Here is an 18487-nt window from a genome sequence, read left to right as displayed (position 1 = left end):
GTCAGAGCGTGCCCGGGTAAGCGAGCTGATCTGGGTCCGACGTGTTTCCTTCGCCCAGACTGCATTGCATCATCACCGTGTCCAGCCAGCGTCCGTGCTTGAAGCCGGTGCCCTTGAGGGTGCCTGACAGCACGAAGCCGTGAGCGTGATGCACAGCGATCGACGCGGCGCTTGCGCCGCCAATCACGGCAACCATCTGGCGGAAGCCGAGCGTGGTGCAACGGCTGACGAGTTCGCCCAGCAGAGCCCGGCCTATCCCCTGCCCGCGGGCCTCCGGCGCCAGATAGATGGAGTCTTCGACCAGCCATCGGTAGGCCGGCCTTGTCCTGAATGCGGAGGCATAGGCATAGCCGAGCAAGGTCCCGTCCTGGGCTTGCGCGGCGATATAGGGATAGCCCCTGGATGTGATGGCGAGGAAGCGCTCTCGCATCTCCGCCTGATCGGGCGGCGTCATCTCGTAGCTTGCCGTTCCGTGTGTGACGCTGTCGGCATAGATGGCGGTGATGGCCGGCAGGTCGGCGAGGTGGGCGTCGCGAAGGCTGAAGCTCATGGACGGAAACCGGAAGCAGGCTGTTGAGAATGCCGGAGCCTAGGACGGGGATGAATGCCGGGCAACAAAAAAGGCGACCCGAAGGCCGCCTTTCCGTTGTCTATTCCGAAGCAGACTACTCGTTGCGATTGCCGAGGAACTGCAGCAGGAACATGAACAGGTTGATGAAGTCGAGGTAGAGGGTCAGCGCACCCATGATGGCCTTGCGGCCAGCAACGAGCGCGTCGTCGCCGTCAAAGTACATTTCCTTGATCTTCTGCGTGTCATAGGCGGTGAGGCCAGCAAAGATCAGCACGCCGATCGCCGAGATGGCAAAGCCCATGGCGGACGACTGCAGGAAGATGTTGACGATCGAAGCGATGATCAGGCCGAAGAGGCCCATGATCAGGAACGATCCGAGACCCGAGAGGTCCTTCTTCGTCGTGTAGCCGTAGAGAGACAGCGCACCGAAGGATGCGGCCGTCACCAGGAAGGTCTGGACGATGCTCTCACCGGTAAACACGATGAAGATCGACGACAGCGAGACGCCCATCAGGGCGGCATAGCCCCAGAAGGTCGCCTGGGCGGTTGCCACGCTCATCGAGTTGATGCGAAAGCTCAGGAAGAAGACCAGGCCGAGCGGTGCCAGCATGATCACCCAACGGAGCGGGGAAGCGAACAGCAGATTTGCGAAGGCCGGATTGGAAACCGCCAGAGCGTAGGTGCCGTAGGCAGCGACGCCGGTGATTGCCATGCCGAGTGCCATCAGGTTGTAAACCTTGAGCATGTAGGCGCGGAGGCCCTCGTCGATCCCCGTGCTCGTCTGCGCGCGAGTCTGCGCCATTCGGTTCTGGTAGTTACGTAGGTCAGCCATTTGTATCCTCATCAAGCTCCGATATTGGTCACGGTGTCGGGATAAATCCCAGGCGCCGCTGCGGAGCTCCAGCAAGCCTGCTTGAAATATGATGTGATAATGCGTCCGGTACAAGAGCCATCGCTTGTAAATACGACGGAATATGCCTCTCCGACGGCGACTCGGGCGGCAGTCTGACGCGGATGTGATCGCCGTTCGATGGCTAGAGTTCCCTCAGCACCGGTGCCGCCTTCTGCCCGAGCACACGCCAGGTGCCGAGGAGACCGATCCCCACGGTCAGGACCAGGGCGCCGATGATGGTGACGACGGCAACGTCCGGCAGGAAGACGGAGGGCAGGTTCATGATCCGGCTCACCACATACCAGGCCGATACGCCGCCGGCGAGGAGCGCAAAGACGGCCGTCGCGGCACCCAGGATGATGTACTCGTAGCTGAAGGCCCTGATCAGCAGCCCGCGGGTTCCCCCCAGGGTCTTCAGGATGACGGCGTCATGGGTGCGGGCACGATTGCCGGCGGCAAGGGCGCCGGAGAGCACCAGGACGGAGGCGACCAGGGCGACGGCCGCAGCGGCGCGAATTGCCGTCGCCAGCTGTCCGACAAGACGGTCGACGATGTCGATCGCATCCTTCACCCGCACGCTGGTGATGGTGGGATAGGCGGTGGTGACCTCACGCAGAATGGTGGCCTCTTGCGCTGCCGTCGCATCGGCGTCCGTCAGCGTTGCCAGCCAGGCATGGGGCGCACCGCGGAAAGTGTTGGGCGAAAACACCATGACGAAGTTGATCGACAGGGACTCCCATTCGACCTGACGGAAGCTCGCGATCCGGGCGGTGATGTTGCGGCCCAGCACGTTGACCGTGACGGTGTCGCCAAGCTCGAGGCCCAGTTCTCCAGCTTCCTCCGCAGAGAACGAGACGAGCGGCTCGCCGTCGTAATCGGCCGGCCACCATTCGCCCTCCGTCAGCGTGGCGTTGCCCGGCAGGACCTCCTCGTAGGTGATGCCGCGATCTCCCCGCAGCACCCAGCGGCCGCCCGGCGGCACCTCCATCCGGCTGATGTCTTGGCCGTTGAAGGCTGTGATCCGGCCACGCAGCATCGGCACCTGACTGATGGCGCCCTCCGGTGCATTGCGCTGCAGGATGTCGATGAAGCCTTCGCGCTCACCGCTCTGAATGTCGACGAAGAAGAAATTGGGCGCCTGCTGCGCCATGCGGCCGGTCAGCTGCTGCCGAAGATTTCCGTCGATCAGGGCCAATGTGACGAGAAGCGCAAGCCCGAGCCCGAGGGACAGGACGACGGAGGGCGTCAGCGCGCCCGGGCGGTGGATGTTTCCGATCGCCAGGCGAAGTGCCGGCGAGCGAACGCGCGGGCTGCGGCGCGCCAGAGCCGCGATCAGCAGGGCGACGAGGCGAAGCAGGACGAACGCTCCGGCAACCGCGGCGAGGAAAATACCTGCCACGAACCGTTCTTCGGCAGTGATGACGGCGATCGCCGCGAGGGCGGCAAGCGCGACGCCAGCGGCCAGAACATAGGGCCAGGAAGGCAGGCCGCTGCCTTCGAAGCTCTGCTCGCGGAAGAGGGCGGTCGCCGGCACCTGGCGGGCGTGACCAAGCGGGAGCACGGAAAAGGCGAAGGTGATGAGGAAACCGAAGAGTGCTGCGAGTGCCAGCGCACCGGGATAGAAGACGATCCCTCTTGGAACCGGCAGCACGCCGTCCAGGAAGCGGATGGCGATGAAGGGCGCGATGGCGCCGATGATCAGGCCGATCAGAATGCCGACGGCGGCCAGGACCAGGATCTGGATCAGGTAGATCGTCGTGACGACGCCGGCCGGCGCGCCGAGGCATTTGAAGGTGGCGATGGTCGTGCGCTTGGAGTCCAAGAAGGCGCGGACCGCATTGGCGACGCCGACGCCGCCGACGATCAGCGCCGTCAGTCCGACCAGGGTCAGGAACTGGGAAAAGCGTTCGACATTCTCCGTCAACGACGGCGCGGCGCGATCGCTGGTGCGGATCGACCAGCCTGCATTCGGGAACTCCGCCGAAGCGCGGTCCTGCACGGCGTTGCGCTGGCCGGGGTTGTCGAGACGGATCTTGTAGGCGTGCTCCACCAGGCTGCCGGTCTGGACCAGACCCGAGGCGGTCAGCGCTTCGCGGCTCATCAGCAGCCGCGGCGCAAAGCCAAAGCCTTCGGAGGCGGTGTCCGGTTCCGCCTGAACGGTGCCGGTGAGCCGCAGGCGGGCATTGCCGACAAGAAGCTCATCGCCCGGCTGCAGGCCGAGGCGGTCGAGGAGAAGGGGTGCTGCGACGGCGCCGAAGGTGTTGCCGTCGCGCTGCAGCAGCTCTGTGAGCGGCCGGTCCGGCTCCGCCCGGAAGGTGCCGTAGAGCGGATAGGCGTCGTCGACTGCCTTCACCTCCACCAGTCCCTGCTCGGAGCCATCCGCCACACGGGCCATGGACCGCAGACCCGTCGAGACGGAGATCTCGCCGAGGCTTTCGAGGAACTGGAACTCTTGCGCAGAAGCCTCGCGATTGTCGAGTTCGAACCGCAGGTCGCCGGCAAGGATCTCCTGCCCCTGGCCGGCAATGGCGCCTGTGATGGCCTGGGATACAGAGTTGACGCCCGCAATCGCCGCCGTGCCGAGGGCGATACAGGCGAGGAAGATGTAGAAGCCCGAAAATCCTCCGCGCATTTCACGCAGGGCCAGTTTCCACGAGATTGCCAGGCGGGAGCTGAAGGCGCTCATGCCCCGACAGCCTCGGCGGGCAGGACGCTCGAGGAGTCGCCGACGATTTCTCCGGAGCGGACGCGGATCTGGCGCGAGCATCGGCCTGCCAGAGAACTGTCATGGGTGACAAGCAGCATGGTCATGCCGCGTTCGGCCTGCTTGGCAAACAGGAGATCGGCGATCTGGCGGCCGGTTTCCGCATCCAGGTTGCCGGTCGGCTCATCGGCGATCAGCACCAGTGGCGAGGGCGCGAGGGCGCGCGCGATCGCCACCCGCTGCTGCTCTCCGCCCGACAGCTGTCCCGGATAGTGGTTCAGGCGCTCGCCAAGCCCGACGGCGGCGAGTTCCTGGCGGGCGATCTCGAAGGCATTCGCCGTATTTGCCAGCTCGAGCGGCACGGCAACGTTCTCCAAGGCGGTCATGTTGGCGATCAGGTGGAAGGACTGGAAGACGATGCCGATGTTGCGGCCGCGGAAATCCGCCAGCGCATCCTCCGAGAACGCGTGAAGGGGTTCGCCGGCGATGTGGATTTCCCCACCGTCCAGCTGCTCGAGCCCGGCCAGTACCATCAGAAGGGTCGACTTGCCGGAACCGGAGGGGCCGACGATGCCGACGGCCTCACCCTTGTTCACCTGAAGATCAATCTGCTTGAGGACATGCACGGAGGCTGCCGCACTGCCGAGGGTCAGATCGGCCCGCTTCAGCTCGATGATGGTTTCAGTCAAAGGAAAGCTTCCTATATTGGCTTTAAGCAAGAATCGAAGCCGCGCTACGGCAGTGCAACATTTAGGAGCCAGGCCTTGAGATTTAAAGCAATCTTCCTTCACTTCCTCGTCATGGCGGGGCTCTCCGCGTCTCCGGCCGCCTCCCAGCAAGAGGCGGTCGAGCTGGTCGGCTTCGGCGACAGCCTGATGGCCGGTTACCAGTTGGCGCCGACCGAATCCTATACCGCGCAGCTCGAGGCAGCGCTGAAGGCCAAGGGGCGCTCCGTCACCGTCGCGAACGCGGGCGTGTCCGGCGACACCACGTCAGGCGGTCTTTCGCGGGTCGACTGGTCGGTTCCGGATGGCACCGACGGCGTGATCCTGGAACTCGGCGCCAACGACGCGCTTCGTGGTGTGCCGCCAGAACAGACTGAAAAGAACCTCGATGCGATCATCACACGACTGAAGGAACGAGGCATCCCGGTGCTGCTCGCGGGGATGATTGCGCCCCCCAACATGGGCGGCAATTATTCGACGCGCTACAACGAGATCTATCCACGGCTCGCCGAGAAGCATAACCTGCCGCTCTATCCGTTCTTCCTCGATGGGGTAGTGGCCGTCTCTGGCACGCAGCTCGAGGACGGCATGCATCCGAATGCGCGCGGCGTCGCGATCATGGTGGAACGCTCGCTGCCGGCGGTCGAACAGTTCGTCGAGCAGATTCAGTCCAGCGGAAATTAACGCTTGCGAACGGCCGGCGCCCGTGATTCGCTATGCCTGATCGCAAGAGATTCGAGGAGGTTCGCAATGCCGAGACTTTTCACCGCCCTCGAAATCCCGCGCAATGTCGCCATGAGTCTGTCCCTCCTGCGGGGAGGGCTCCCCGGCGCGCGGTGGATTGACGTGGAAAACTACCACATCACGCTGCGGTTCATCGGTGATGTGGACGGGCGCACCGCCGACGAGATCGTCGATCGTCTCGACCGGGTAGACCGGCCGGAGTTTCAGGTCAGTCTGAACGGGATAGGGTCATTCGGATCGAAGAAGCCGCACTCCGTCTGGGCGGGTGTTTCCCCTTCGCAGGAGATGACCGCGCTTCAGGCGGAGATGGAGCGGATCTGCCAGCGTGTCGGCCTGCCGCCGGATCCCCGCAAGTTCATGCCGCATGTCTCGCTCGCCCGGCTGAAGGCCTGTCGCCTCGACGATGTGGTTCGTTACCTGGCGGGGCGCGGCGACTTTCACACGCTGCCGTTCAAGGTTTCGCGTTTCGTGCTGATGTCCTCGAAGGACTCGGTCGGGGGCGGACCCTATCTCACCGAGGAAGGCTTCCCGCTGAACGAGGTCCGCACCGGCACCAACCGCTCTTCCGTCGAACCGATGAAGAGCTTCGTGTGACGGACAAGCCCGCAGCCTACGACCGTCTTTCGACCGCCGATGTCGAACAAGGTCTCTCGGAGCTGGCGGGCTGGGCTCTGCGTGACGATCACATGGCGATCACAAGGACGTTCAAGTTTCGCAATTTCGCCGAGGCCTTCGGCTTCATGACAGAATGTGCGCTGGTGGCGGAGCGGATGAACCACCACCCGGAATGGTTCAACGTCTATTCGCGCGTCGAGGTGGTGCTCACCACGCATCACGTGTCGGGGCTGACGTCTCTGGATCTCAAGCTGGCGAAAGCCATGGATCGTGCCGCCGCACGGCGGGGCGATTGAAGTCTCTGGGCATCTGCCCCACATTCACCGACGACGTGAATGGACGAGGACTGTCTATGGAAGACGTGAAGATCGGCGAGATCCTGCTGCCGGGGGACGAGGAAACACAGGACAGGCGCGAAAAGCAGGTGCGGGCCCGGTTCTGGCCGAAGCTCAAGCGGGTCGCCGGATATGTGCCCTTCAGCCGAGACCTCGTCGCGGCCTATTATTGCGCTCTCGATCCGAAGACGCCAACCCGGGTGCGCGGGGTGCTGCTGGCAGCTCTCGCCTATTTCATCCTCCCGTTCGACCTGCTTCCGGACGTCTTTGCCGTCGTCGGCTTCACCGATGACATGGCGGTGTTCGCCGCGGCTCTAAGGATGATCCAGGGCCACATCGGCGACCGTCACTACCAGGCGGCCGACAAGGCACTGGCAGGTGACGAAGAGCCTGCGCCCGCGAGATAGGCCGAGACAGTCGCTTCCTGGTTTGATCGGACCTGCCCTTGCAAGGCGTCGCGCCCCCGCATGGGGACAAACTCTTGCCCTAATCCTTGTGTCTGTGACTGCCGGAGCAGTTCCCTTGGCTACAGTCAGTCGGTCGAGGCATAGGGGATGACGGGTGATGATCTCATATGCCTACCGTTGACGGTTTGGTAACCGCAATTAAGTCAAATTAAACCGAATCGTGATGATGCCTGACCAGGCTTGCCTTATCGGCGCAATCGAAGAAGCGGCAGGAGACCATGTCTGTAAAAACCGTAGCAACCGCATTGGCCCTCGTGCTGGCAACCGCCGGCATTGCATCGGCGCAATCGCCCACCCGTATCCAGCAGTTCAAGGCATGGGGTGCCTATTCCTACAATTCGTCGGGCAGCACCGTCTGCTATGTGCTGTCGGTCCCGACCGCCAAGGAGCCGGCGAGCGTCGATCACGGCGACATCTTCTTCATCGTGTCGCAGCGTCCGGGCCAGAACATTTCCTACGAGCCGCAGGCGATGATGGGCTATCCGCTGCAGGCAAGCTCGAAGGTCAACGTCACCATCGACGGCAAGACCTTCGTGATGTTCACGAAGGACAAGGCTGCCTGGGTTGAGAACGCGGCTGAAGAGCCCGCTCTCGTCGCGGCCATGAAGGGCGGCACCGCGATGACGGTGAGTGCCACGTCAGGTCGCGGCACGGCCACCTCCTATTCCTACTCGCTCTCGGGCATCTCGGCGGCGCTCAAGCAGATCGAAACCTGCAAGTAGCCGCCCCATAGTCACGCCTTCCGCAAAGGGCCGGTCCGCAGACCGGCCCTTTGCGCGTCTTGAAGACTGGTGACGCCGTCCCGATTTGATGGTATGTGCCGCGCCAAAGTTGATCGTTCGGCCTTTGCCGACGCGAAGTGCTCAAGCCACAAACATGCCCGACCAGCCGCCGCCCGCGATGGCGCATGCGTTTGAACAGGACAAGATGATGTCAGTTTCCGAAGCCGTTCTCGATCCTGCGGTCAAAGCCCCGCTTGTCGCAAGACCCGAGCTTGCCGGCACAAAGCCGTCGCTGATCGGACTGACGCGCGAGGAGATGGGTGCAGCGCTCCGGGAACAGGGCGTGCCGGAAAAGCAGGTGCGCATGCGCGTCAGCCAGCTCTGGCACTGGCTCTACATCCGCGGCGTCTCCGATTTCGACGCGATGACCAATGTCGCCAAGGACATGCGGGAAATGCTGAAGAGGCATTTCACGATCGCCCGTCCGGAGGTGGTGGAGGAGCAGGTTTCCGCTGACGGCACCCGCAAGTGGCTGTTGCGGTTTCCGCCGCGCGGCGCCGGTCGCCCGGTCGAAATCGAGACCGTCTACATTCCAGAGGAAGGCCGCGGGACGCTCTGCATCTCCAGCCAGGTCGGCTGTTCGCTCACCTGTTCCTTCTGCCACACGGGCACGCAGAAGCTGGTGCGCAACCTGACGGCCGAGGAAATCCTGGCGCAGCTGCTGCTGGCCCGCGATCGTCTCGGCGACTTTCCGGACCTCGATGTGCCGCAGGGGTCGATGATCCCGTCGAGCGACCGCAAGGTGACCAACATCGTGATGATGGGCATGGGCGAGCCGCTCTACAATTTCGAGGCGGTCAAGACGGCGCTGCTGATTGCCACCGACGGCGACGGGCTGTCGCTCTCCAAGCGCCGCGTGACGCTGTCGACCTCCGGCGTCGTTCCGGAAATCTACCGGACGGGCGAGGAGATCGGCGTGATGCTGGCGATCTCGCTGCACGCGGTGCGTGACGAACTGCGCGACATGCTGGTGCCGATCAACAAGAAATACCCGCTGAAGGAGCTGATGGAAGCCTGCCGCGCCTATCCGAGCCTCTCGAACGCGCGCCGCATCACCTTCGAATACGTGATGCTGAAGGATGTGAACGACAGCCTCGAAGATGCCAAGGAACTGGTGAAGCTCCTGAAGGGCGTGCCGGCCAAGATCAACCTGATCCCCTTCAATCCCTGGCCGGGCACGAACTACCAGTGCTCCGACTGGGCGACGATCGAGCGGTTCGCCGACTTCGTCAACCAGGCGGGCTTTGCCTCGCCGATCCGCACGCCGCGTGGTCGCGACATCCTGGCGGCCTGTGGGCAGCTGAAGTCGGAATCGGAGCGGATGCGCAAGACCGAACGCATGGCCTTCGAGGCGATGATGATCGCCGGCCACGGCGAAGACGACGACTGATCCCGTGACGACGCCGTTCGAGAGCCTGAAGGCGCGCAATGCCACCGACTGGCAGGCCTATCGCGAGCATCGTTTCGTGCGGGACCTGGCAGCGGGCACGCTGCCGGAGGCGGCCTTCCAGCACTACCTGAAGCAGGACTATCTGTTCCTCGTGCAGTTCGCCCGGGCATGGGGGCTTGCGGTCTACAAGAGCCGCGACCTCTCCGAGATCCGGCAGGGGCTCGACAGCCTCAAGGCGATCGTCGACGTCGAGATCGGCCTGCATGTGAACTACTGCGCTTCCTGGGGCATTGATGAGGCGGCGCTCTCGAAGCTGACGGCGTCGCGGGCGACGCTTGCCTATACCCGCTATGTTCTTGACGCCGGCATGAGCGGCGATCTGCTCGACCTGCATGTGGCGCTGGCACCCTGCATCATCGGCTATGGCGAGATTGCCAACTGGATCCTGCGTCAGCCGTTCACCCGGCACGACGGCAACCTCTATGCGGAGTGGATCGCGATGTATGGCGGCGACGAATACCAGGCGCTGGTCGCCTCCGAGCTCGAATGGCTGAACCGGCGGCTCGCGGGCGTCGACGCGCAGCGCATGGACCAGTTGTCGATGGTTTTTGGCGATGCCACCCGCCTGGAGGCGGACTTCTGGCAGATGGGTCTCGATCTCGCCTGAACGGAACTAGGCTTCAGCGCGACTGGGTGAGGAAGATCTTCATCGCAAAGACCGAGAATACGCCCGCGAAGGTGTAGTCGATGCCGCGCAAGACCTTCGGGTTTGCCTGCAGCCAGCCCGCCAGGCGGTCGGCCAGCAGGATGACGATGACGTTGACCGGCGAACACACCACGATGAAGTAGACGCCGAGGAAAATCAGCTTTTCGGTGACGGCCGGGTCGCCCGCCGTCACGAACTGCGGCAGGAAGGTCATGAAGAAGATGATGACCTTGGGGTTGAGCAGGTTGACCCAGAGCCCCGTCGACATGTTGGCCAGCGCTGAGCTCTTCGCGCCCTCGACCCTTTCGATGGAGAGGTTGGACCCGAAGCGGATGGCCTGGATGGCGAGCCACAGAAGATAGGCGGCGCCACCAGTTTTCAGGATGAAGAAGGCGGTGGGCGAGGCGGTGATCAGCGCCGAAATTCCGAACGCCACGAGCAGCGTGTGGATCAGGATGCCGGTGGATGTGCCGACGACGACATAAAGCGCCTGGCCGCGCCCCTGCGCCAGCGCCCGGCTGATCGAGAGCGTCATGTCGGGGCCGGGCGTTACGGCGAGCAGCAGGCTGGCCGCCGTGAATGCGAGAAGCGTGGGCAGGTTCGGCAGGAGGTCCATGGATCCCTCAACAGGCTGGTCTGGCCCGCATTCTTATCCGGCTTTTCTGCCCCTGCCAATCAGCCGCGGCTGGCGATGAAGGCCTTGGACGCTTCCGCGTGATCCGGGTGCCAGCGCGACAGGGGCGGCCGGTTCTCGACCACGTCGCCTGCTGCCCACAGGATACGCCGTTCGTCGGTGGCGCGATCGACCTCATTGTCGGGGCAGAGGATGTAGAAGTCGCCGCGGGCGATGCCGTCCAGCATGAAGTCGACCGTCTGTTCCGGGGTCCAGGCGCCGTCCGGCTTTTCCACCCGTCCGCGCGCGGTCAGTCCGGTGAAGACGAAGCCCGGGATCAGAAGGTGGGCGGTGACGGCGCAGTTCGACGTGCTGCGCAGTTCATGCTGCAGCGCTTCGGTGAAGGCCTTCACGCCGGCCTTGGAGACGTTGTAGGCGGGGTCTCCCGGCGGCGTGGTGATGCCCTGTTTGGAGCCGGTGTTGATGATCAGCGAAGGCTCGCCATGGGCCATCATGCCGGGCCCGAAGATGCGGCTGCCGTTGATCACGCCCATCAGATTGACGCCCAGCACCCTGTCCCAGTTCGCCTGCGGTCCGAAGAGTGCGCTGCCCGGCTGGATGCCGGCATTGTTCATCAGGACATGCACGCGGCCGTATTTCTGCAGGACGGCGCGCTCCAGGGATTCCAGCTGGTCCGGCTGCGAGACGTCGGTGCCGATCGGCGTGACGTCCGCTTCGCCACCTTCGGCGATTGCAGCAACCTCACGGCAGGCGTCTGCCAGGGCATCGCCCTCCAGGTCGGCCAGCACGATGGAGAGGCCAAGCGCGGCAAAGCGCTTGGCGGCTGCGAGGCCAATTCCGGACGCCGCACCGGTGATGACGGCGACATTGCCTTTGATCAGGGCAGGATGAATATCGGCCATGCTAGGCTCCTTTGGTCGCTAGGGGGCAAGCCATCAATGTGGTGCTGCATCCGGGAGCGTCAACACTGGGACTGCGGTACATCTTGCACCTCTTGGCAAACTCGCTAAAAGTGCCGGCATTCCAAGCTTGTGGCACCAGCCCATCATCATTGCGGACGGACGAAACCAACATGGTACTTCCCAAAGACGTGAAGAAAGTCGTTCTCGCCTATTCCGGCGGACTCGATACCTCGATCATTCTCAAGTGGCTGCAGACGGAACTCGGCGCCGAAGTCGTGACCTTCACGGCCGACCTCGGCCAGGGCGAGGAGCTCGAGCCGGCGCGCAAGAAGGCGGAGATGATGGGGATCAAGGAGATCTTCATCGAGGACGTGCGCGAGGAGTTTGTCCGCGATTTCGTGTTCCCGATGTTCCGCGCCAATGCCGTCTACGAGGGCGTCTACCTGCTCGGCACCTCGATCGCCCGTCCGCTGATTTCCAAGCACCTTATCGATATCGCCAAGAAGACCGGCGCCGATGCCATCGCCCATGGCGCGACCGGCAAGGGCAACGACCAGGTCCGCTTCGAGCTTTCCGCCTATGCGCTGAACCCGGACATCAAGATCATCGCACCCTGGCGCGACTGGTCGTTCAAGAGCCGCACGGATCTCCTGAACTTCGCCGAACAGCACCAGATCCCTGTCGCCAAGGACAAAAAGGGCGAGGCTCCCTTCTCGGTCGATGCAAACCTGCTGCACTCCTCGTCCGAGGGCAAGGTGCTGGAAGATCCGTCTGTCGAGGCCCCGGAATATGTGCATATGCGCACAATCTCGCCGGAAGCGGCTCCCGACAAGGCAACCGTCATCAAGGTCGGCTTCGAAAAGGGCGATGCCGTCTCCATCAACGGCGTGCGCATGAGCCCGGCCACGCTGCTGGCGGCTCTCAACGACTACGGCCGTGACAATGGCATCGGCCGTCTCGATCTCGTCGAGAACCGCTTCGTCGGCATGAAGTCGCGCGGCGTCTACGAGACGCCGGGCGGCACGATCCTCTTGTCGGCGCATCGGGCCATCGAGTCGATCACGCTCGACCGCGGCGCGGCCCATCTCAAGGACGAGCTGATGCCGCGGTACGCGGAGTTGATCTATTACGGCTTCTGGTTCTCGCCGGAGCGCGAGATGCTGCAGGCCGCCATCGACCGCAGCCAGGAGCATGTCGAGGGCGAAGTGACGCTGAAGCTCTACAAGGGCAATGTCATGGTCATCGGCCGCGAGTCGCCGAAGTCGCTCTATTCGGACCAGCTGGTCACCTTCGAGGACGACCAGGGGGCCTACGATCAGAAGGATGCGGCCGGCTTCATCAAGCTCAACGCGCTGCGTCTGCGCACGCTGGCCAAGCGCAATCTGAAGGGTTGAGCCTTTCGGACTACTGACCCGACGAGCCCGCCGTCGCACGCCGCGACGGTGGGCTTTTTCATGTCCGGCGCTTGCGGACGTTGAGAAAACCAAAATAGGCCAGAATCGCTATGAGGTTCATCAGCGGTATCACGGTGCCAAAGGCCATCAGCGGGTCGCCGATGAGGGCTGCGGCAACGCCACCGAGGAAGCCCGCGCCCATCTGGATGAAACCGAGAAGGGCTGCCGCCGATCCGGCGATCCTGGGATGGGGCGCCAACCCCGCTGTCGTGATATCGGGAATGACAAAGGCCATGCCGAAGGCGCAGAACGCCACCGGTACCATGATGGACAGGAAGCTAGGCTCGACCAGGTGGACCGAGAGAGCGATCATCGTGCCGCCGAGACCTGCGAGGGTCAGCCCGGTGCGCAGGGCGCCGTTCTCGCCGAGGCGTTTTGCCAAGAACCGTAGACTGACGGAGCCCAGAAAGAAGAAGCCCGATTGCATCAGCATGCCGAGGCCGAACTGGCCGGGGGTCAGCCCCACCTTGTTGATCAGCACGAAGGGCAGCATGGTCGCCTGCGCATAGAGCGCGCCAACCGTGCCGGCCAGCACGAGGGCGGAGAGGAGTACCTGCGGGTCGGCGATCAGCGTTCGGTAGGAGCCAATCAGGCGTGACGGGCGGATGAGGGCACGATCGGGGATCGTGGTTTCCTTCATCAGCAGGCCGACCACAATGCAACTGACCAGCCCGAAGCCGACCATCAGGAAAAACACCGCCTGCCAGTTGAAGAACGTCAGGGCGAGGCCGCCCAGCGTCGGGCCTGCTGCCGGGCCGATGGCCAACATGATGCCAATCATGTTGAGGATGCGAGAGGCTTCAGCGCCGGTAAACTGGTCGCGCACGATGGCACGCGACACGGTGATGCCGACGGAGGCGCCAATGCCCTGGATCAGGCGGCCGGCCAGCAGCCAGTCGACCGTCGGGGCGAAGGCGGCCACCAGGCTGCCGATCAGGTAGATCATCAGGAAGCCGAGGGTCGCCTTGCGGCGGCCGAAGGCGTCCGATGTCGGGCCGGACAACAGCTGGGTGACGGCAAAGCCACCGAAATAGACCGAGAGGCTGAGCTTGATGGCCGCATCCGTGGTGCCGAAGGCGCGGACCAGTTCCGGCATGGCAGGCGTGTAAATGGCCATGGAAACAGGGCCGAGCGCCGCCAGAAGGGCGCCCAGCAGCGAGGTGCGGCGCGCGGACATGGTCGGGATGGGGAGCTGATGATCGGCTTTCATTCTTCGCCATGGAGGGCAAAGTCGAACCTTGCCGAATAAGCTGCATTGCATCCGGCCTGCTCAGCAGCGGACGGCCGGGGTTGGGGAAGACTTACGCCCTTTCCTCTCGCAGGCAAGGCTTTGCACGAAGACTTTGTGCCGCGGGCGAATTACCGTGTGCTTTATGGCTTGGCTGGTTGCATGGATCGGCTAACGTCCCAGATAGAGATGGTACCGCCTCCTTCCCATCGCCAGATGGCGACAGAACAAAGGGTTTCGCATGCCGCAGCTTCACATCAATCCCGCGCTCATCGACTGGAACGGACATCAGGGGCTCCCGCGCTTTGATCTGGTGAAGGACGAGGATTTCGCCGCCGCCTTCGATGCGGCGATGGAGAAGCACGACGCAGAGATCGACGCCATTGCCGACAACCCCGAAGCGCCGACGATGGAAAACACCATCGTCGCACTGGAGATTGCCGGTGACGAGCTGTCACGCATCTCGGCCCTGTTCTGGAACAAGGCGGGCGCCCATACCAACGACGTGATCCAGGCGCTGGAGCGGGATATTGCGCCGAAGATGTCGCGCCATTATTCGCGGTTCTCCATGAACGAGGTGTTGTTCAAGCGCATCGACGATCTCTGGGCGGCGCGCGAAACCCTTGAGCTTTCCGTCGAGGAGGGGCGGGTCCTCGAACGGCACTGGAAGGGCTTTGTCCGCAGCGGGTCGAAGCTTGCCAAGCCGGATCAGGAAAGACTGGCAGCCATCAGCGAACGGCTGGCGAGCCTTGGCGCAAAATTCGGCCAGAACGTGCTTGCGGACGAGAAGGCCTGGGATCTGGTCCTGACGGACGAGGCCGATCTGGCCGGACTGCCGCCCTTCCTGCGCGAGGCCATGGTTTCGGCCGCCCGGGATCGTGGGCACGAGGCCGGCTATGCCGTGACCCTCTCGCGGTCGATCATCGAGCCGTTCCTGACGTTCTCCGAGCGGCGTGACCTGCGGGAGCAGGCCTTCCGCGCCTGGACCGCGCGCGGCGCCAACGGCGGCGAGACGGACAATCTCGCCATCGTTCGGGAAACCCTGGAACTGCGCGCAGAGCGGGCAGGTCTGCTCGGCTACGACAGTTTTGCCGCCTTCAAGCTCGACAACACCATGGCCAAGACGCCGGAAGCGGTGAACGGCCTGCTGATGGCGGTCTGGGAAAAGGCGCGGAGCCGGGCCCTGGAGGAGGAGAAGAGCCTGGCCGGGCTGATCGCCGAGGAAGGCGGCAATCACGATGTCATGCCATGGGACTGGCGCCACTATGCCGAGAAGCTGCGGCACCGGACCTTCAATTTTTCCGAGTCGGAGCTGAAGCCCTACCTGCAGCTGGAGAAGATCATCGAAGCCTGCTTCGATGTCGCCAACCGGGTGTTCGGCATCCGCGCAGTCGAAGTGAAGGATGTGCCGGCCTATCATCCGGACGTGCGGGTTTTCGAGATCCATGACGAAGACGGAACGCTGAAGGCGCTGTTCCTCGGCGACTATTTTGCGCGGTCGTCGAAGCGTTCCGGCGCCTGGATGAGTTCGTTCCAGTCGCAGCACAGGCTGACGCTCAAGAACGGCGCGAAGGGCGAGATCCCGATCATCTACAACGTCTGCAACTTCGCAAAGCCTTCGGCCGGCAAGCCGGCGCTGCTGTCGATCGACGATGCCCGCACGCTCTTCCACGAGTTCGGGCACGCCCTGCACGGCATGCTGTCGGATGTCACCTATCCCTCGGTGGCCGGAACCGGCGTGGCACGTGACTTCGTAGAGCTGCCCTCGCAGCTCTATGAGCACTGGCTGACGGTTCCCGAGATCCTCCAGAAATACGCAGTCCACGTCGATACCGGCGCGCCGATGCCGAAGGAACTGCTCGACAAGGTGCTCGCTGCCCGCACGTTCAACGCGGGGTTTGCAACGGTCGAGTTCACCTCCTCGGCGCTCGTCGACATGGCCTTCCACACGCGGGCCAGTGTCGAAGAGCCCATGAAGGTACAGGCGGACGTGCTGGAACGCATCGGCATGCCGCAGTCCATCGTCATGCGTCACGCAACGCCGCATTTCCAGCATGTGTTCTCCGGTGACGGATATTCGGCCGGCTATTATTCCTACATGTGGTCGGAGGTTCTCGACGCCGACGCCTTCGCAGCCTTCGAGGAAGCCGGCGACGCCTTCGACCCGGTGACGGCGCGCAAGCTCAAGAACAACATCTATTCGGTGGGCGGCTCGATCGATCCCGAAGAGGCCTACAAGGCTTTCCGGGGGAAACTGCCTGATCCGAAGGCGATGTTGAGGAAGAAGGGCCTGGCCATGCTCGAGGAGCTTTCCGGCAGCGACGCATGAGTCGCGCATAGCTGTCATTCAGCAAGCCTGCGCGGTCCCTCTTTCGCAAATGCGAAAAATAGGCTAAGAGCGCGCCAACGAAATTTGGCGCCTCCTCCCGTTTTCGCGCCCAAGGCCAGAGATCCAACTTATGAAAATTCGCAACATCGCGATTATCGCGCACGTTGACCATGGAAAAACGACCCTCGTCGATGAGCTGCTGAAGCAGTCCGGCTCCTTCCGCGAGAACCAGCGTGTCGCTGAGCGCGTGATGGACAGCAACGACCTCGAGAAGGAACGCGGCATCACCATTCTGGCGAAGGCAACTTCGGTCGAGTGGAAGAACACCCGCATCAACATCGTAGACACTCCCGGCCACGCCGACTTCGGCGGTGAGGTCGAGCGCATCCTGTCGATGGTGGACGGCGCGATCGTTCTCGTCGATTCCTCCGAAGGCCCCATGCCGCAGACGAAGTTCGTGGTCTCCAAGGCTCTCAAGGTCGGCCTTCGCCCGATCGTGGCGATCAACAAGATCGACCGTCCCGACGGCCGCCACGAGGAAGTCATCAACGAAGTCTTCGACCTCTTCGCAAGCCTTGATGCCACCGACGAGCAGCTCGACTTCCCGATCCTCTACGGTTCGGGTCGTGATGGCTGGATGAACGTCAACCCGGAAGGTCCGAAGGACCAGGGTCTTGCGCCGCTGCTCGACCTGGTGATGCAGCATGTGCCCGAGCCGAGCGTCGGCGACGCGGACGGTGCCTTCCGCATGATCGGCACGCTGCTCGAAGCCAACCCCTTCCTTGGCCGCGTCATCACCGGCCGCATCCACTCCGGCTCGATCAAGCCGAACCAGTCCGTCAAGGTTCTGGGCCAGGATGGCAGGGTGGTCGAAACCGGCCGCATCTCCAAGATCCTCGCATTCCGCGGCATCGAGCGCACTGCGATCGACGAAGCTCATGCGGGTGACATCGTGGCGATCGCGGGCCTGTCGAAGGGTACCGTGGCCGACACCTTCTGCGATCCTTCGGTCAGCGAGCCGCTGTCGGCCCAGCCGATCGATCCGCCGACCGTCACCATGTCCTTCCTCGTCAACGACAGCCCGCTCGCCGGCACCGAAGGCGACAAGGTCACGAGCCGCGTCATCCGCGACCGCCTGTTCAAGGAAGCCGAAGGCAATGTCGCGCTGAAGATCGAGGAATCGGAAGGCAAGGACTCGTTCTACGTTTCCGGTCGCGGCGAATTGCAACTGGCCGTCCTGATCGAGACCATGCGTCGCGAAGGTTTCGAGATTGCCGTCTCGCGTCCGCGCGTCGTGATGCACAAGGACGACAACGGGACGCTGATGGAGCCGATCGAAGAAGTCGTGATCGACGTCGACGAAGAGCATTCCGGCGTCGTCGTGCAGAAGATGTCCGAGCGCAAGGCCGAGATGACGGAACTGCGTCCGTCCGGCGGCAATCGCGTTCGTCTGGTGTTCTACGCGCCGACCCGCGGCCTGATCGGCTACCAGTCCGAACTTCTGACCGATACCCGCGGCACGGCGATCATGAACCGCCTGTTCCACGACTACCAGCCGTTCAAGGGCGAAATCAGCGGCCGCAACAACGGCGTTCTCTTGTCCAACCAGTCCGGCGAAGCGGTTGCCTATGCCATGTTCAACCTGGAAGATCGCGGCCCGATGATCATCGAGCCGGGCGAGAAGGTCTATGCGGGCATGATCGTCGGCATCCACTCGCGCGAGAACGATCTGGAAGTGAATGTCCTGAAGGGCAAGCAGCTGACCAACATCCGTTCTGCGGGCAAGGATGAAGCCGTGAGGCTGACGCCGCCGATCCGCATGACGCTCGACCGGGCACTGTCCTGGATCCAGGACGACGAGCTCATGGAAGTCACGCCAAAGTCGATCCGGCTGCGCAAGACCTACCTGGATGCGAACGATCGCAAGCGATTCGGTAAGGCAAAGGCTGCCATCTAAGCGAACGGCAAGATCAAAAAAACCCGGCCATGTGCCGGGTTTTTCTTTTGTG

17 protein-coding genes are annotated in these 18487 nt (G+C 63.3%); 10 read left to right on the top strand and 7 right to left on the bottom strand.

Annotated features, from left to right (window positions below; all coding sequences use genetic code 11):
• Window position 1 precedes the first annotated feature (1 nt).
• The 4 genes from M1E10_RS06980 to M1E10_RS06965 form a co-directional block, all read right to left on the bottom strand.
• On the bottom strand, window positions 2–550 hold the full coding sequence (locus M1E10_RS06980) for a GNAT family N-acetyltransferase (protein ID WP_499175647.1): 549 nt from the start codon (window positions 548–550) through the stop codon (window positions 2–4).
• Window positions 551–665: 115 nt separating this feature from the next.
• Complete coding sequence (locus M1E10_RS06975; RefSeq protein WP_499175646.1) at window positions 666–1403, bottom strand: Bax inhibitor-1/YccA family protein; 738 nt, start codon at window positions 1401–1403, stop codon at window positions 666–668.
• Between the two features lie 202 nt (window positions 1404–1605).
• Window positions 1606–4149, bottom strand: a complete 2544-nt coding sequence (locus M1E10_RS06970; RefSeq protein ID WP_499175645.1) for an ABC transporter permease — start codon at window positions 4147–4149, stop codon at window positions 1606–1608.
• Complete coding sequence (locus M1E10_RS06965; protein WP_499175644.1) at window positions 4146–4856, bottom strand: ABC transporter ATP-binding protein; 711 nt, start codon at window positions 4854–4856, stop codon at window positions 4146–4148. Before M1E10_RS06965 ends, M1E10_RS06970 begins: the two co-directional genes overlap by 4 nt.
• 75 nt (window positions 4857–4931) lie before the next feature.
• On the opposite strand from M1E10_RS06965, the gene M1E10_RS06960 reads away from it, so the two are divergent.
• From M1E10_RS06960 to tenA, 7 genes are all read left to right on the top strand, one after another.
• The gene (locus M1E10_RS06960) at window positions 4932–5576 is read left to right on the top strand and encodes an arylesterase (protein WP_499175643.1); all 645 of its coding nucleotides are present in this window, start codon (window positions 4932–4934) and stop codon (window positions 5574–5576) included.
• A 66-nt stretch (window positions 5577–5642) separates the two neighbouring features.
• Window positions 5643–6230, top strand: a complete 588-nt coding sequence (thpR, locus tag M1E10_RS06955) for a 2'-5' RNA ligase family protein (protein WP_499175642.1) — start codon at window positions 5643–5645, stop codon at window positions 6228–6230.
• A complete protein-coding gene (locus M1E10_RS06950; protein ID WP_499175641.1) occupies window positions 6227–6547 on the top strand; it encodes a 4a-hydroxytetrahydrobiopterin dehydratase in 321 nt (106 codons plus the stop codon). Before thpR ends, M1E10_RS06950 begins: the two co-directional genes overlap by 4 nt.
• Before the next feature lie 56 nt (window positions 6548–6603).
• Window positions 6604–6993 (top strand): YkvA family protein, encoded by a 390-nt coding sequence (locus M1E10_RS06945; protein WP_499175640.1) that lies wholly within the window; start codon window positions 6604–6606, stop codon window positions 6991–6993.
• Window positions 6994–7271: 278 nt separating this feature from the next.
• Window positions 7272–7775, top strand: a complete 504-nt coding sequence (locus tag M1E10_RS06940) for an invasion associated locus B family protein (protein WP_499175639.1) — start codon at window positions 7272–7274, stop codon at window positions 7773–7775.
• 208 nt (window positions 7776–7983) lie between these two features.
• A complete protein-coding gene (gene rlmN, locus M1E10_RS06935) occupies window positions 7984–9225 on the top strand; it encodes a 23S rRNA (adenine(2503)-C(2))-methyltransferase RlmN (protein WP_499175638.1) in 1242 nt (413 codons plus the stop codon).
• 4 nt (window positions 9226–9229) lie between these two features.
• Window positions 9230–9892 carry a TenA family protein gene (gene tenA / locus M1E10_RS06930; RefSeq protein ID WP_499175637.1) on the top strand — a complete coding sequence of 221 codons (663 nt, stop codon included), beginning with the start codon at window positions 9230–9232 and terminating at the stop codon, window positions 9890–9892.
• Window positions 9893–9905: 13 nt separating this feature from the next.
• Here the strand turns inward: tenA and M1E10_RS06925 are convergent, their stop codons facing one another.
• Window positions 9906–10547: a LysE family translocator gene (locus M1E10_RS06925; RefSeq protein ID WP_499175636.1), complete on the bottom strand. Its 642-nt coding sequence runs from the start codon at window positions 10545–10547 to the stop codon at window positions 9906–9908.
• A gap of 59 nt (window positions 10548–10606) precedes the next feature.
• Window positions 10607–11467 (bottom strand): SDR family oxidoreductase, encoded by an 861-nt coding sequence (locus M1E10_RS06920; protein ID WP_499175635.1) that lies wholly within the window; start codon window positions 11465–11467, stop codon window positions 10607–10609.
• Window positions 11468–11637: 170 nt separating this feature from the next.
• Between M1E10_RS06920 and M1E10_RS06915 the strand changes: the two genes are divergently transcribed.
• Window positions 11638–12861 (top strand): argininosuccinate synthase, encoded by a 1224-nt coding sequence (locus tag M1E10_RS06915; RefSeq protein ID WP_499175634.1) that lies wholly within the window; start codon window positions 11638–11640, stop codon window positions 12859–12861.
• 58 nt (window positions 12862–12919) lie between these two features.
• On the opposite strand, the gene M1E10_RS06910 is transcribed toward M1E10_RS06915, so the two are convergent.
• On the bottom strand, window positions 12920–14131 hold the full coding sequence (locus M1E10_RS06910; RefSeq protein ID WP_499175633.1) for a multidrug effflux MFS transporter: 1212 nt from the start codon (window positions 14129–14131) through the stop codon (window positions 12920–12922).
• A gap of 259 nt (window positions 14132–14390) precedes the next feature.
• Between M1E10_RS06910 and M1E10_RS06905 the strand changes: the two genes are divergently transcribed.
• Together M1E10_RS06905 and typA are read left to right on the top strand one after the other, a co-directional pair.
• Window positions 14391–16478: a M3 family metallopeptidase gene (locus M1E10_RS06905; RefSeq protein ID WP_499175632.1), complete on the top strand. Its 2088-nt coding sequence runs from the start codon at window positions 14391–14393 to the stop codon at window positions 16476–16478.
• A gap of 130 nt (window positions 16479–16608) precedes the next feature.
• Window positions 16609–18435 (top strand): GTP-binding protein TypA/BipA, encoded by a 1827-nt coding sequence (gene typA, locus M1E10_RS06900; RefSeq protein ID WP_499175631.1) that lies wholly within the window; start codon window positions 16609–16611, stop codon window positions 18433–18435.
• Window positions 18436–18487 lie beyond the last annotated feature (52 nt).

The sequence above is a fragment of the Rhizobium sp. PK7-22 genome, from assembly GCF_056530405.1.
Note: the sequence above shows the minus strand (reverse complement) of the source record. Positions and strands in the feature narration are given on the sequence as shown.